Below are 13982 nucleotides of genomic sequence, written 5' to 3' on the forward strand. Positions count from 1 at the left end.
TGCAGGAACGGCTGCGGTGCGCCGAAGTGGCGCAAACCGCGACGGGTCGTCGTCAGACGCCGTGGCGGCGCAGCACGATCGCCGCGGTCCGCAGGAGGATCTTGAGGTCGTTCCACAGCGACCAGTTGGCCGCGTACAGGTAGTCGAGCTTCAGCATCTCGCCCATCGGGATCCGCCGGTGCGAGCCGAGGATCTGCCACGGACCGGTCATGCCCGGGGTCAGCTCGAGCCGGCGACGGTCCAGGCCGGTGATGCGCTCGTCCTCGTTGCGGATCAGCGGTCGCGGGCCGACGACGCTCATCTGGCCGCGCAGCACGTTGTAGAGCTGCGGCAGCTCGTCGAGGTGCGTCTTGCGCAGCAGCCGCCCGACGCGGGTGACCCGCGGGTCCTCCGCGATCTTGAACATCCCGTCGGCGACCTCGTTCTGCGCGGCGAGCTCGCCCTTCATCGCGTCGGCCCCGTCGACCATCGTGCGGAGCTTCACCATTCGGAAGCGGCGGCCACGGAAGCCGATCCGCTCCTGGCGGAAGAACACGGGGCCGGGGGAGTCGAGCTTGATGACGATCGCGGCGAGCGCCACGACCGGCAGCGCGACGAGGCCGGCGAGCACGGCCACGGTGATGTCGAAGCCGCGCTTGACGGCGCGCGAGGAGCGGGTGAGCCCGAACCGGCGGACGCCCAGGAGGGTGACGCCGAAGACGTCGTCGAACTCGACCTGGGAGCCGACGACGTCCAGGACGCCCGGCAGGACCGAGACGCGCACGCCGGCGGCCTTCGCGGCCCGGATCAGCTCGGGCGTGTCGGTGGCGGCGGCGAGGTCCGACGGCACGATGATCACGCGGTCGACGTCGAAGGCGCCGACGAGCCGGCGGAGGTCCTCGTGGCTGCCGACGCGCTCCAGCGGGACGGCGCCGACGAACTCGGCCCCGACGCGGCCGGCGGCGCGCTCGTGGAGGTTGCGCTCCGCCTCGGCGCTGCCGAGGACGAGGATGCGCTCGGGCTGGCTCATGCCGCCGGCGACGCGCCGCGCGAGCATGCGACAGACGGTCGTCAGCGAGACGAGCAGGCCGCAGAGCGCGAGCGCCTGGCGGTCACCGACCTCGCCGATGCCGAGGTGGCCGTCGGCGATGACGATCACGAGCGTGGCGAGGACCGCGTGCTGGAAGAGCTTGGGGACCTCCTCGATCGTCGTCTTGCGGACGAGCAGGTCGTCGCGGTCGTAGAGGCCGTGGAGCTTGGACAGTCCCGCGAGGAGCGGCAGCGCGAACAGGGCGGCGGGCGCGGACATCGTGTCGGCGCCCAGGACGGCGAGGCTCAGGACGAGCGCGAGGAGCCCGGCGACCAGGTCGGCGGCGAACAGCGACCGGCGGTAGTTGCGCTCGCGCTCCAGGAGCCGGCGCGGGACGGCCTGCTGCGGGTAGTCGCCGAGGATGTCGCGCGGGCGCTGCCGACGCTCGACCCGCAGGGACGGGTCCGTGGCCGGGCCGACGCCCCGCGGACGGAAGCGGCGGCGCAGCGCGGTCGGGGCGCCGCCGTGGCCGGAGTCAGGTTTCTTGGCGCGTGCTGGAGTTCCCATGTACGACGACAGGTGTCGCTCATGGCCCCCCTGCCGTGTGAACCGTCGCACAGAAGTCGGGTCGAAAGCAAGCGCGAAACCGATTGGTCACGTTTCCGCGGGGGAAACGGGACGAGATGTGGCGCGCTCAGACGCCGAGGCGCGCGCCGGCCCACTGCCGCGCGAACCCGAGGACGAACCACGGGTTGTACTTCGCGTAGCGCTTCCACAGGCGCTTGGGCTCGCGGCTCAGCCGGTAGGCCCACTCCATGCCCAGCGACTGCACCCAGTTGGGCGCCTGCGCGACGAGGCCGGCGTGGAAGTCGAAGGCGGCGCCGACGCCGATCAGGACCGGGGCGTCGAGCTTGTCGCGCATCGCGGCCATCCACTTCTCCTGCTTCGGCACGCCGATGCCGACCCAGACGACGTCCGCCCCGGAGCGGTTGATCTCGTCGGCGACGCCCTGCTCCTCCTCGGCGGAGAGCTGCCGGAACGGCGGGCTGTAGCCACCGACGATCTTCAGGCCGGGGTAGCGTCGGCGCAGGTTCAGCGCGAGCTGCACGAGCGCGCCCTGGTTGCGACCGCCGTAGAGGAAGATCCGGGTGCCGGTGCGGGCGGACCGCTCGCAGTGGCGGGCCATCAGCTCGGGTCCGTAGACCCGCGACGGCAGGTTGCTCCCGAGCGCGTTCATCGCCCAGACGAGCGGCTGGCCGTCCGGGACGGTCAGCGACGAGTTGAGGACCGCGCGGCGCAGCTCCTCGTCCTCTTGGCAGGCCATGACGGTGTGGACGGCGGCGACGCAGACGTAGCCCTTCTCGCCGGTCTCGACGCGCGCGTCGATCCACTCCATCGCCCGCTCGTACGTCGTCAGCGCGAGCGGCACCCCGAGGACGTCGACGCTCGGCGGCGGGACCGCGGCCTCGTCGGGTTCGACGAGCTGTGCGGGCTCGAAGCTGTGCGCGGGATTCTGAAGGCTCAAGGCGTGCTCGGAACTCATGGGGACGTCCCCTGGAACGGCGAGGGTACGTCAGTCGGAACGCGCTTCGCGGGGGAAAGTCGCGTTCCTTCTGTCGTGACTACTCCAGAATTCCCCCCGAAGTTGCCCTGGGCAAACCCTGGGCGGGTTCCTGCACTACCCTCCGCGGCGTGCCTCGCGCCCTCATCACCGGCATCGCCGGCCAGGACGGCTCCTACCTGGCGGACCTGCTGCTGGAGGACGGGACCGACGTCGTCGGCCTGATCCGGGCGGAGGACCGGGACGGCCCGAACCTCGCGCATCTTGCCGGTCGCGTCCGACTGGTCGAGGGCGATCTGCTGGACCCGGCGTCCCTGCGCGCCGCGGTCGGGGACGTCGCGCCCGACGAGCTGTACCACCTGGCCGCGCCGACGTTCGTGCCCGCCTCCTGGGACGACCCGACCACGACCGTGGCGGCGATCGCGGGCGCGACCTCGACGATCCTGGCCGCGGCCCGCGAGACGGACCCGGCGATGCGCGTCTACGTCGCGACCTCCAGCGAGATCTTCGGCGATGCGGGCGTGTCCCCGCAGGACGAGGACTCGCCCAAGCGGCCGCGCAGCCCGTACGGGGTCGCGAAGCTCGCCGCCCACCAGCTGATCGCCCTCCTGCGCGAGCGTCACGGCCAGCACGTGAGTGCCGGCATCACGTTCAACCACGAGTCCCCGCGGCGTCCGCCGCACTTCGTGCCGCGCAAGATCACGCGCGGCGCGGCGGCGATCTCGCTGGGCCTGCAGGACGAGCTGCGGCTCGGGGATCTCGGTGCGCAGCGCGACTGGACCGATGCGCGCGACGTCGTGCGCGGCGCGGTGCTGGCCCTGCGCCACGACGTCCCGGGCGACTACGTGTTCGCGTCCGGGGTGCCGCGGACCGTCAAGGACCTCGTCGACGCGGCGTTCGCGCACGTCGGCGTGGATCCCGCGGGCCGGGTCGTCGTCGACCCGGAGTTCGTCCGTCCGCCCGAGCCGACGCAGCTGCTCGGCGACCCGACCCGGGCGCGCGAGGTGCTCGGCTGGGAGCCCCGCATCGGCTTCGCGCAGATGATCGGCGAGATGGTCGAGACCGATCTCGCCGAGCTCCGCGCCGCGGGCTGACCCTTCTCAGCCGCGCCGCTTGGTGGCGGCGCGCTTCTTGACGCTGGCGCGCTTCTTCGCGGCCTTCGCGGCTGCCGGCTGCGCCCCGAGCGGCTGGTCGCAGCGCACGGGACGGGCGTTGGCCGGATCCAGGGCGTTGAGCGTCAGCCGCGCGACCGCCGGGTCGACGGCGACGAGCAGGTGCTCGGAGAGGTTCTTGCGGCAGACGTCCTGCAGCACGATGTTCGTCGCGTCCGGCCGGTCGTTGATCCCGCTGGTGTACGGGACGACCAGCTCGTCGTAGCGGGTCATGATCGTCGTGTACCGCACGCCCGGCGTCCCGGAGCCGCCGACGTTCAGCTGGCGCACCACGTCGGAGCCGGCGAGCACCTCGGTGCAGAACTCGCAGAACGTGTTGAAGAGGTCGACCCCGAGCTTCGAGAGGCCGGTCGGCGCGAGCAGGTCGCGCAGCTGGCTGACGCCCAGGAGCTTCGTGCCGTCGTAGAGCGGGGTCCAGGCCACGTAGGTGTGGACCTTCGGGCCGCCGCCGAGGACCTTGAGCCAGTACTCGGGCGTGAACGTGCCCTCGGAGTGGCCGACGAAGTCGACCTGCGTCGCGCCGGTCGCCTGGAGCACGCGGTCGACGAACGCGCCGACCTCGGGGGCGGAGCGCGTCACGGAGATCGTGCCGCCGCGGCTGGGCAGGCGCGGGTCCAGGCCGTAGGTGAGCGCGAAGACGCAGTAGCCCTCCCGCTTGAGGATCGGCGAGAGGTAGCTCCAGTTCTCGCTCATCGTCGCCCCGAGCCCGTGGAGCAGGACCACGGGGCGCGGGTGCGCGGCGGACGGCTGGCAGGAGAAGTCGTTGGCGCCCGGGGGCGGGTCCTTCAGCGAGCTGAGGGCCGAGGCGGGAGCGGCGCCGGCGACGAGCACGGTGCCGCAGGCCAGCAGTGCGAGGAGCAGGGCGCGCAGACGGGACATGGCCCAAACATACATGCGCGTAGCTTCTCGGGTGACGGGTCGGTCAGTCCGTGCGGACGAGGTCCAGCAGGTACTCGCCGTAGCCGCTCTTCACCAGCGGCTGGGCGCGCTCGCGCAGCTCGTCGTCGCTCAGCCAGCCCTGCCGCCAGGCGATCTCCTCCGGGGCCCCGATCTTCAGGCCCTGCCGGCTCTCGACCGCGCGCACGTAGTCCGACGCGTCGTTGAGGTCGTCGAAGGTCCCCGTGTCGAGCCAGGCGCTGCCGCGCGGCAGGATCTCGACCTGCAGGGTGCCGGCCTCGAGGTAGATGCGGTTGAGGTCGGTGATCTCGAGCTCGCCGCGGGCGCTGGGCTGCAGCTGTCGGGCGTGCTCGACGACCGAGTTGTCGTAGAAGTAGAGGCCCGGGACCGCGTACGGGCTGCGCGGGCGCGCGGGCTTCTCCTCCAGCGAGATCGCCTTGAAGTCCTCGTCGAACTCGACGACGCCGTACGCGGTCGGGTCGCTGACCTTGTAGCCGAACACCGCCGCGCCGTCGAGGTGCTCGAAGCGCCGCAGCTGGGACCCCAGGCCGGAGCCGTAGAAGAGGTTGTCGCCGAGGATCAGGCCGACCCGGTCGTCGCCGATGTGGTCGGCACCGATCGTGAACGCCTGGGCGAGGCCGTCGGGGCTGGGCTGCTGCGCGTACGTGAGGTTGATGCCGAGCTGGGAGCCGTCGCCGAGCAGGCGGTGGAAGCCCGGGGCATCGTGCGGCGTGGTGATGATGAGGATGTCCCGGATCCCCGCGAGCATCAGCGTGCTCAGCGGGTAGTAGATCATCGGCTTGTCGTAGACCGGGACCAGCTGCTTGCTCACCGCGAGGGTGATCGGATGCAGCCGGGAGCCCGTCCCGCCGGCGAGGATGATGCCCTTCATGCCGACAACCCTAGGGGTCGGGCTACCCTCCAGGGCATGCGCAGGATCCTCGTGACCGGTGGAGCGGGCTTCATCGGCTCCAACTTCGTCCACCACCTCGTCGCCCGCACGGACGCCCACGTGACGGTGCTGGACAAGCTCACCTACGCGGCCTCGGAGGCGTCGCTCGAGGGCCTGCCGCGTGACCGCGTCGAGCTCGTCGTCGGGGACATCGCCGACGAGCAGGTCGTCGACCCGCTGGTCGCGGGCGCCGACGCGGTCGTGCACTACGCGGCCGAGTCGCACAACGACAACTCGCTGAGCGACCCGCGCCCGTTCATCGAGACGAACATCATCGGGACGTTCTTGCTGCTGGAGGCCGCGCGCCGCCACGGCACCCGGTTCCACCACGTCTCCACCGACGAGGTGTACGGGGACCTCGAGCTCGACGACCCCGAGCGGTTCAGCGAGTCGTCCCCGTACGAGCCGTCCTCGCCGTACTCGGCGTCCAAGGCCGGGTCCGACCACCTCGTCCGCGCGTGGGTGCGCTCCTTCGGCGTGCAGGCGACGCTGTCGAACTGCTCGAACAACTACGGGCCCTGGCAGCACGTGGAGAAGTTCATCCCGCGGCAGATCACCGAGCTGATCGACGGGCGGCGGCCGCGCGTGTACGGCGACGGGCTGAACGTGCGCGACTGGATCCACACCGAGGACCACTCCTCCGCCGTCCTGGCGATCCTCGAGCGGGGCCGCATCGGCGAGACGTACCTCATCGGGGCGGACGGCGAGCAGGCGAACATCGACGTCGTCCGCGCGCTCCTGCGCGGCTTCGGGCGACCCGAGGACGACATCGAGTGGGTGACCGACCGGGCCGGTCACGACCGCCGCTACGCGATCGACTCCACGAAGCTCCGGGACGAGCTCGGCTGGTCGCCGGCGTTCGGCGACTTCGATCGTGGCCTCGCGGACACGATCGCCTGGTACCGCGACAACGAGGCCTGGTGGCGCCCGCAGAAGGACGCCACCGAGCGCAAGTACGCCGCTCGCGGCCAGTAGGCCCGGGCGGCGCGCCGGTGGGCGCTACTTCTTGAGCAGCTCCAGGTCCGAGCGCGTCATGAGGCGGATGAGCTCCTCGAAGCTCGTCTTCGGCTTCCAGCCGAGGTCGCGCTCCGCCTTCTCGTAGCTGCCGATCAGCAGGTCGACCTCGGCGGGCCGCACGAACTGCGGGTCGATCTCCACGTACTGCTTCCAGTCGCCCAGGCCGGCCTCGTCGAACGCGACCTCGACGCACCGCTCGACCGTGTTCGTCTCGTTCGTCGCGATCACGTAGTCGTCGGCCTTGTCCTGCTGGAGCATCAGCCACATCGCCTCGACGTAGTCCTTCGCGTAGCCCCAGTCGCGCTGCGCGTCGAGGTTGCCGAGGTAGAGCTTCTCGCGCAGGCCGTGCTTGATCGCCGCCGCGTGCCACGTGACCTTGCGCGTGACGAACTCCAGGCCGCGCCGCGGGGACTCGTGGTTGAAGAGGATGCCGCTCGTCGCGTGCAGGTCGTAGGACTCGCGGTAGTTGACCGTGATGAAGTGCCCGTACGCCTTCGCGACCCCGTACGGCGACCGCGGGTAGAACGGCGTGTCCTCGGTCTGCGGGACCTCGAGCACCTTGCCGAACATCTCCGAGCTACTCGCCTGGTAGAAGCGCGCCTCGGGACACACCTCGCGCATCGCCTCGAGGATGCGCGTGACGCTCACGCCCGTGAACTCCGCGGTCAGCGTGGGCTGCACCCACGACACCGCGACGAAGCTCATCGCCGCCAGGTTGTAGATCTCGTCCGGCTTGCTCGCGCGCAGCGCGTCGACCAGCGACCGGTGGTCCAGCAGGTCCGCCTGGTGCAGCGTGATCTTCTCGCGCAGGTGCTCGATGCGGTCGAACTTCTCCGTCGACGCGCGACGCACCATGCCGTGGACGTCGTAGCCCTTCTCGAGCAGCAGCTCGGCGAGATACGAGCCGTCCTGGCCGGTGATGCCGGTGATGAATGCGGTCTTCTGAGCCATGGTCAATCGGGGAGGGTCGCAGATACGGGGAGGGTCGCGCCGTGCGGCGCGCCTCAGGAAGCGACAACGGGCGAGCGGGCCGGAAGGAGCGCAGTAGGGGCGGGGCGGGCGCCCTCAAGGGCGGGTGAATACCCTCAGCCCGATGCTCGGCGCCGTCGCGATCGCGATCGTCAACTACCGGACGCCGGATCTCGTCGGGGACTGTCTGGACGCGCTCGGCGATCTCGCGGCGTACGCCGAGGTCGTCGTCGTGGACAACGCCAGCGGCGACGGCTCTCCCGACATCATCGAGCGTCGTCACCCGGCTGCGCGTGTGGTCCGAAGGTCGGACAACGGCGGCTTCGCCGCCGGGGTCAACGCCGCGTTCGCCGCCACGTCCGCGCCGGTGGTCGTGCTGCTCAACCCGGACACGCTTCCTGCCCCGGCGGCGATCGCCGCACTGGCCGACCACCTCGACGTCCACCCAGGGTGCGGTGTCGCCGCCCCGATGCTCGAGCACCGCGACGGCTCGCCCCAGCCGTCGGCGTACCGCCGGTTTCCCGGCACGGCGATCATGGCGCTCGAGCTGTGCGCTCCGCTCGGCTTCGTCGTCGAGCGCGTCGCCGGGGACCGGCATCCGTACCGGGCAGCGGCCGCGGCGGGCGACCACCGGGCCGTCCCGGTCGCCCACGTCATCGGCGCGGTCCTCGCGATCCGCCGCTCCGCCTACGAGGCGGCGGGACCGTTCGACGAGGGGTTCTTCCTCTACCTCGAGGAGACGGAGTGGCAGCGACGAGTCGGCCGGGCAGGCTTCACGGTCGAGATCCTGCCCGCCACACGTGTCGTGCACCTCGTGCGCGGCGGGGACGGCGCGGAGCTCGCACCGTCCCCCCCATTTCCTCCCGAGTGCGGTGCGCTGGATGACGCTCGACGGGACCTCTCCCCGCGTCGCACGGATGGTCGTCGCAGTCGCGCTCCTCGGCTCGCGCGTCGGCTTCCGGGTGTTCGCGCTGACGATGCCCGGCCGTCGCGAGCTGCACCTCAGCCGTGCCCACGCGTTCGACGCCCTCTGGAAGCGTCGCCCGCGTGCTGGCGACCTCAGTGGGCGTCCAGCAGCGCGGTGACGTCGGGGGAGCACAGCCGGTCGACCTCGGCGATGACCCGCTCGTCCGGCCACGTCCACCACTGAAGGGCCAGGAGCCGGTCGACCGTGTCGTCGTCGAACCGGCGGCGGATCTCCTTCGCCGGGTTGCCCCCGACGATCGCGTAGGGGCGCACGTCCCGCGTCACGACGCTGCGCGCCGCCACGACCGCACCGTTCCCGATCGTCACGCCGGACAGGATCAGCGCCTCCCGGCCGAGCCAGACGTCGTGGCCGATCTCGATGTCCCCGTTCGAGGCCGGATGACCGTCCTCGAAGGCGCCCGGGAGTCCGAGACGTGCCCGGATCGGAAACGTCGTCGCCCAATCGACGCGATGGTTGCCGCCGCACACGAACGTGACGCCGTGCGCGATCGACGTGAAGCTCCCGACGCGCACACGTCCCGTGTCGCCGTCGTGAGCGAGGACCAGCGGGTCACCGTAGGAGTGACGCCCCAGCGTCAGTCGCGACGGATCGTGCCCGGCCGGCGCGACAGGAATGCCACGCAGGCGGTCCAGGGCGGCGCGCAGGCGCGTCGGACGACGGTCGGGCACGAGGTCGACCACACTACCGGCATGGATCGCGTTGAGACCGTGCCCGTCCCGGCCTGCCCGGTCTGCGGTCGTGGCGACGCGCCCGTCCTCCACGCCGATCTCGAAGATCGCGCGTTCGGGGTCGCGCCGGGCCGCTGGACGATGCGCCGCTGCACCTGCGGAGCGGGGTTCCTCGACCCTCGTCCGGCCGACCACGAGGTGGGCCGGCTCTACGCGACCTACTACACGCACGAGCCGCCCAGCCCGAACGTCGCACCGACCGGGATCGGCATGCTCCTGCGCCGACTGCGCGACGGCTACGCCAACGCGCAGCTCGGCCACGACCGGGAGTCCGGGCTCAGGGCCGGTGCCCTGCTCGGGCGCGGCATCCCGCCGGTCGGAGCGCTGATGGAGCGCCCGCTGCGGAGCCTGCCGCCTGGCCGGGTGCTCGACGTCGGCTGTGGGTCCGGACTGTTCGTCGGGGAGGCCAACGCGGCCGGCTTCGATGCGCGCGGGATCGACCTCGACGAGCAGGCGGTCGCGGTCGCCCGGGCTGCGGGCCTCCCGGTCGACACCGCCCGGCTCGAGGAGGTCGCCGAGCAGGAGCCGGGCAGCTACGACGCGGTGACGATGAGCCACGTCATCGAACACGTCACCGATCCCGTCGCCTTCCTCGGCGCCGCGCGCACCGTCCTGCGCGCCGGGGGCCTCATCTGGATCGCGACCCCGAACCTGGGTGGCGTCGGCCATCGGCGCTTCGGGCGCGAGTGGCGAGGCCTCGAGCCGCCCCGTCACATGGTCGTCTTCGACCGGCCGTCGATCGAGCTCGCCCTCGAGACGGCTGGGTTCGCCGATGTGCGGTGGCTCAGGCCGACCCCGGTGCACCACCACATCCACGCGATCAGCGCCAACGGCGCCGCCGGCCGTGTGCCGACCGACCTGGTCGGCAAGCGGAAGTCCGATGTGCGCCGCGGTGCGCGGTACGACGCGCTCGCGCAGGTCCGTCGACACGGAAACGACGAGCTGCTCCTGCTGGCCCGCGCCGTATGACCGAGGACGTCCTCGACGGTCCCGACGCCGGCCAGGCCGCGATGCGCGGCGGCATCCTCCGCGTCGTCGGATACGCGGCGGGGACGGTGCTCAGCCTCGTCGCGGTCGCGCTGCTCTTCCGCGAGCTCGGCGTCGAGGACGGCGGACGGTACGTCACGGTGCTCACCGTGGTAGCGCTGGCGGGCGGCTTGACCGACGCGGGCCTGACCGCGATCGGGGTGCGCGAGTACGCGATCCGGACCGACGAGGACCGCGACATGCTCATGCGCGACCTGCTGGGGGTCCGCGTCATCCTGACGACCGTCGGGATCGCGGGAGGGCTCCTGTTCGCGCTGCTCGCGGGCTACGACGCCACGATGCTGTCGGGCGTCGTCGTGGTCGGCATGTCACTGCTGCTGGTGTCGACCGCGTCCGCCTACGGCGTCGGGCTGATGGCACGCCTGCGAATGGGCTGGGTCACCGCCGCGGACGTCGCGCGTCAGGCGGTGTCCGCCGCGACGGTCGTGCTGCTCGCGCTGCTCAACGGCTCGTTGGCCGCGTTCTTCTGGACGCCGCTCGTGGGGGCGGTCGCCGCCCTCGGGATCACGGTCTTCGCGGTGCGTGGGCTCGTCCCGCTGCGTCCGTCCTTCCACCCGAAGCGCGTGAAGTCCCTCCTGGCCGACACGCTCGCGTACACGGCGGCGACCGCGCTGGGCTCCGTGTACTTTCGCGTCTCCGTCGTGATCGTCTCGCTCGCGTCGACCGCCCAGGAGACCGGGTACTTCGGGGCGGCCTTCCGCGGCGTCGAGGTCCTCATCGTGGTCCCGCAGTTGCTCGTCAGCACCGTCTTCCCGATCATCGCTCGCGCGGCCCACCTGGATCGCGATCGGCTGGCGTACGCGATCGGCCGCGTCTTCGACGTGATGCTGATCCTCGGTCTCGCGGTGATGCTCGGACTCGTGATCGGCGCCGGCCCGGTCATCGAGGTCGTCGCCGGCCCCGAGTTCGCTCCGGCGGCCGACGTGCTGCGGATCCAGGCGGTCGGCCTCGCACTGTCGTTCGCGGGATCGGCCTGGGCCTATGCCGCGCTCAGCCTGCGGCTGCATCGCGAGGTGCTGGTCGTCAACGCCTGCGCGCTGCTCGTCAGCGTTGCTCTCGTCCTGACGCTCGCGGGCCCGCACGGCGCCGTCGGTGCGGCGATCGGGACGACGATCGCGGAGTTCACGATGGTCGTCGCGCTCGCGATCGCGGTGCGGCGGACCGGCGTCCCGTTGAATCCGGACCGTCGCGCGCTGGTACGCGTCGTCGGCGCCGCGGCCGTCGCCGCCACGGCGGTGCTTCTGCCGCTGCCGGACCTGGCCCAGGCGGTCATCGCCCTGGGGGTCTTCGGTGGACTCCTCCTGGCGCTTCGTGCGTTGCCCTCCGAGGTCCTCGAGCTGGTGCGGCGCTGATGCACGTTGCGCTGAACTGGCTCTTCATGCACCCGCGGGCTGGCGGCGTCGGGACAGCGGCCCGCGAGGTCGTCCCGCGCATGCTGGCCGCCGACCCGGAACTTCGCCTGACCATCATGGCCGGGGCAGAGGCAGACGACGTGCGCGACGTGCTGCCGTGGAAGGACGAGGTCACCTGGGTCCGGGACCCGGTCACGGTGACCCACGGGCCCCCGCACAACGCCTTGCGCACGCTCAACACCCAGTGGGTGCGCCAGCCGCTGCGTGCGCGGCGCCTCGGCTGCGACGTCCTCCACGGCCCGGCGAACTCCGGTGCCGTGATCGCCCCGGGCGTCGCGTCCGTCGTGACCGTGCACGACCTCATCTGGATGGCGTACCCGACGGCGATGTCGCCGCGCGATCGCCTCGGAACCCGCCTGACGACGGTCGCGGCCGCTCGTGCCGCCGATCTGGTCCTGACCGACTCGCAGGCGTCGTGTGACGTCCTCGTCGAGCGCCTGGGACTCGACCAGGAGCGCATCCGGGTCGTTCCGCTGGGCGTCGAGCAGGAACCGCCGCCGGCGGGCGACGCCGCCGGGGTCCGCGCCCGCCTGCGCCTCGGGCGGGACGAGCCGGTGCTGCTGTGCGTGTCGCAGAAGCGCTCGCACAAGAACCTGACGACGCTGCTGCGCGCGCTGGCCGCCGTCCCCAGGGCTGACGTCCGGCTCGTCATCCCCGGGGCGACGACCCCGTACGAGGACGAGCTGCGCGACCTCGCCGCCGCGCTCGGCCTCGGGGATCGTCTCGTCCTCCCGGACTGGTTGGCGGCGGACGAGCTCGAGGCGCTGTACGAGACCGCGACCGCCGTCGTCCTGCCCAGCCTCGAGGAGGGCTTCGGGCTGCCCGTCCTCGACGCGATGGTCCGCGGAGCGCCCGTCGCGTGCTCCAATCGTTCGAGTCTCGCCGAGGTCGCGGGGGACGCCGCGCTGCTGTTCGATCCGCTGGACCCGCACGACATCGCGAACGCCATCGCGCGCCTGCTCGACGACGAGCCGCTACGCGCGCGACTCGTTGCCGCCGGGCGGAAGCGGGCACTGCAGTACACGTGGGAGCGGACCGCGCAGGCGACGCTCGCGAGCTACCGCGAGGCGCGCGAGCGCCGCAAGCTGCTGAGGTGGGACCGAGCATGAAGATCGGCCTCAACCTCACGTTCCTCGCCACCGACTCCGGCGGCAGCGCCACCTACGCGGAGGGGCTGATCCGCGGGATCCGCGCCGTGGAGCCGGCGGCGGAGTTCACCGCCTGGGTCGGGCGCGACGCGCCGCAGGAGCCGTGGCTGCAGGACGTGGACGTCATCCGCCTGCCCGTCGTGGGCGTCGGCGGGGTCGCGCACTACGCGTGGGACCTGGCCGCGATGGTGCCGCAGGCGCGACGGCGCGGGCTCGACGTCTTGCACGGCCTGGCGTTCGTCGCGCCGCCGATCCATCCAGGGCTGCCGGTGGTGGCGACGATCCTCGACACGACCTGGCAGCGCTATCCGGCTTCGATGGAGTGGAAGGGACGCGTCGTCTTCGGGGTGATGTCGCGCGTGCTCGGACGCACGGCCAGCCGCGTCATCGCGATCTCCGAGGCCGGAGCGCAGGATCTCGTGACCGACCTCGGGATCCGGCGGTCCCGCATCGACGTCACGCCGCTGGCGGTCGACCCGCCGGCACGGCGCGAGCCGGTGTCGGACTCTCCGGCGCTCCGCGAGCGCCTCGGGATCGGCGCGGAGCCGGTCGTGCTCTGCGTCGCGCAGAAGCGCGCCCACAAGAACCTCGAGGCGGCGATCGAGGCGCTCGCGCTGCTCGACGCTCCGGCGCAGCTCGTGCTGCCGGGGTCGCCGAACGCCTACGAGGCGTCGCTGCGTGACCTGGCGATCGCCCGCGGGGTCGCGGACCGCGTGCGTTTCATCGGCTGGGTCGACGACGACGACCTCGAGGCGCTGTACGGCAGCGCGCGCTGCCTCGTCTTCCCGTCGCTCATGGAGGGCTTCGGGCTGCCGCTGCTTGAGGCCATGGCGCGCGACGTCCCGGTCGCCTGCTCGAACGTGAGCGCGCTGCCCGAGGTCGCTGGGGACGCGGCGCTGCTGTTCGACCCGCACGACCGTCGGGCGATCGCCGACGCGCTGCGGCGCCTGCTCACCGACGAGCCGCTCCGGGCCCGGCTCGTCGCGGCCGGCCACGACCGCGTCGCAGCGTACACGTGGGAGAACACCGCCCGCACGACGCTCGCGTCCTACGCGAAGGCGATCGGCTGACGGCCGGGACGG

General features: G+C 72.1%; 13 protein-coding genes. 7 read left to right on the forward strand and 6 right to left on the reverse strand.

Annotated features, from left to right (window positions below; translation table 11 throughout):
* Positions 1–52: 52 nt before the first annotated feature.
* Positions 53–1576, reverse strand: a complete 1524-nt coding sequence (locus GKE82_RS18445; protein WP_154734297.1) for an exopolysaccharide biosynthesis polyprenyl glycosylphosphotransferase — start codon at positions 1574–1576, stop codon at positions 53–55.
* A gap of 127 nt (positions 1577–1703) precedes the next feature.
* Positions 1704–2552: a WecB/TagA/CpsF family glycosyltransferase gene (locus tag GKE82_RS18450; RefSeq protein WP_107568524.1), complete on the reverse strand. Its 849-nt coding sequence runs from the start codon at positions 2550–2552 to the stop codon at positions 1704–1706.
* A 149-nt stretch (positions 2553–2701) separates the two neighbouring features.
* Here GKE82_RS18450 and GKE82_RS18455 point away from each other — a divergent pair, with 149 nt between their 5' ends.
* Entirely contained in the window at positions 2702–3664 is a 963-nt protein-coding gene (locus GKE82_RS18455) for a GDP-mannose 4,6-dehydratase (protein ID WP_309233696.1), read from the forward strand.
* A 6-nt stretch (positions 3665–3670) separates the two neighbouring features.
* On the opposite strand, the gene GKE82_RS18460 is transcribed toward GKE82_RS18455, so the two are convergent.
* The gene (locus GKE82_RS18460) at positions 3671–4621 is read right to left on the reverse strand and encodes an alpha/beta fold hydrolase (protein WP_154734298.1); all 951 of its coding nucleotides are present in this window, start codon (positions 4619–4621) and stop codon (positions 3671–3673) included.
* 43 nt (positions 4622–4664) lie between these two features.
* Complete coding sequence (gene rfbA, locus GKE82_RS18465) at positions 4665–5531, reverse strand: glucose-1-phosphate thymidylyltransferase RfbA (protein ID WP_107568527.1); 867 nt, start codon at positions 5529–5531, stop codon at positions 4665–4667.
* Between the two features lie 36 nt (positions 5532–5567).
* On the opposite strand from rfbA, the gene rfbB reads away from it, so the two are divergent.
* Positions 5568–6566 carry a dTDP-glucose 4,6-dehydratase gene (gene rfbB, locus GKE82_RS18470; protein WP_154734299.1) on the forward strand — a complete coding sequence of 333 codons (999 nt, stop codon included), beginning with the start codon at positions 5568–5570 and terminating at the stop codon, positions 6564–6566.
* A gap of 24 nt (positions 6567–6590) precedes the next feature.
* Here the strand turns inward: rfbB and gmd are convergent, their stop codons facing one another.
* Positions 6591–7559, reverse strand: a complete 969-nt coding sequence (gene gmd, locus GKE82_RS18475) for a GDP-mannose 4,6-dehydratase (protein WP_107568529.1) — start codon at positions 7557–7559, stop codon at positions 6591–6593.
* Positions 7560–7701: 142 nt separating this feature from the next.
* On the opposite strand from gmd, the gene GKE82_RS18480 reads away from it, so the two are divergent.
* Positions 7702–8727 carry a glycosyltransferase gene (locus GKE82_RS18480; RefSeq protein ID WP_154734301.1) on the forward strand — a complete coding sequence of 342 codons (1026 nt, stop codon included), beginning with the start codon at positions 7702–7704 and terminating at the stop codon, positions 8725–8727.
* On the opposite strand, the gene GKE82_RS30410 is transcribed toward GKE82_RS18480, so the two are convergent.
* Positions 8637–9233, reverse strand: coding sequence for a CatB-related O-acetyltransferase (locus tag GKE82_RS30410; RefSeq protein WP_309233697.1), 597 nt, complete (start codon positions 9231–9233; stop codon positions 8637–8639). The genes GKE82_RS18480 and GKE82_RS30410 overlap by 91 nt on opposite strands.
* A gap of 21 nt (positions 9234–9254) precedes the next feature.
* On the opposite strand from GKE82_RS30410, the gene GKE82_RS18490 reads away from it, so the two are divergent.
* Genes GKE82_RS18490 through GKE82_RS18505 form a run of 4 tightly spaced genes read left to right on the forward strand, consistent with a single transcriptional unit; the run spans position 9255 to position 13970 of the window.
* Positions 9255–10262: a class I SAM-dependent methyltransferase gene (locus GKE82_RS18490; RefSeq protein ID WP_154734303.1), complete on the forward strand. Its 1008-nt coding sequence runs from the start codon at positions 9255–9257 to the stop codon at positions 10260–10262.
* Positions 10259–11692, forward strand: coding sequence for a flippase (locus GKE82_RS18495; RefSeq protein WP_154734304.1), 1434 nt, complete (start codon positions 10259–10261; stop codon positions 11690–11692). Before GKE82_RS18490 ends, GKE82_RS18495 begins: the two co-directional genes overlap by 4 nt.
* Positions 11692–12861: a glycosyltransferase family 1 protein gene (locus GKE82_RS18500; RefSeq protein WP_154734305.1), complete on the forward strand. Its 1170-nt coding sequence runs from the start codon at positions 11692–11694 to the stop codon at positions 12859–12861. The genes GKE82_RS18495 and GKE82_RS18500 overlap by 1 nt, the downstream gene beginning before the upstream one ends.
* Positions 12858–13970 carry a glycosyltransferase family 1 protein gene (locus GKE82_RS18505; RefSeq protein WP_154734306.1) on the forward strand — a complete coding sequence of 371 codons (1113 nt, stop codon included), beginning with the start codon at positions 12858–12860 and terminating at the stop codon, positions 13968–13970. The genes GKE82_RS18500 and GKE82_RS18505 overlap by 4 nt, the downstream gene beginning before the upstream one ends.
* Positions 13971–13982: the final 12 nt, after the last annotated feature.

Origin of the sequence: Conexibacter sp. W3-3-2 (assembly GCF_009707605.1) — a bacterium.
Classification (GTDB): Bacteria; Actinomycetota; Thermoleophilia; order Solirubrobacterales; family Solirubrobacteraceae; genus Paraconexibacter; species Paraconexibacter algicola.

Bases quoted from the DNA above. Each gene is read 5' to 3' on its own strand.
- GKE82_RS18490 (WP_154734303.1), top strand. From the start codon at position 9,255: ATGGATCGCGTTGAGACCGTGCCCGTCCCGGCCTGCCCGGTCTGCGGT.
- GKE82_RS18445 (WP_154734297.1), bottom strand. From the start codon at position 1,576: ATGGGAACTCCAGCACGCGCCAAGAAACCTGACTCCGGCCACGGCGGC.
- GKE82_RS18450 (WP_107568524.1), bottom strand. From the start codon at position 2,552: ATGAGTTCCGAGCACGCCTTGAGCCTTCAGAATCCCGCGCACAGCTTC.
- rfbA (WP_107568527.1), bottom strand. From the start codon at position 5,531: ATGAAGGGCATCATCCTCGCCGGCGGGACGGGCTCCCGGCTGCATCCG.
- GKE82_RS18480 (WP_154734301.1), top strand. From the start codon at position 7,702: ATGCTCGGCGCCGTCGCGATCGCGATCGTCAACTACCGGACGCCGGAT.
- GKE82_RS18505 (WP_154734306.1), top strand. From the start codon at position 12,858: ATGAAGATCGGCCTCAACCTCACGTTCCTCGCCACCGACTCCGGCGGC.
- GKE82_RS18495 (WP_154734304.1), top strand. From the start codon at position 10,259: ATGACCGAGGACGTCCTCGACGGTCCCGACGCCGGCCAGGCCGCGATG.
- gmd (WP_107568529.1), bottom strand. From the start codon at position 7,559: ATGGCTCAGAAGACCGCATTCATCACCGGCATCACCGGCCAGGACGGC.
- GKE82_RS18460 (WP_154734298.1), bottom strand. From the start codon at position 4,621: ATGTCCCGTCTGCGCGCCCTGCTCCTCGCACTGCTGGCCTGCGGCACC.
- GKE82_RS18500 (WP_154734305.1), top strand. From the start codon at position 11,692: ATGCACGTTGCGCTGAACTGGCTCTTCATGCACCCGCGGGCTGGCGGC.
- rfbB (WP_154734299.1), top strand. From the start codon at position 5,568: ATGCGCAGGATCCTCGTGACCGGTGGAGCGGGCTTCATCGGCTCCAAC.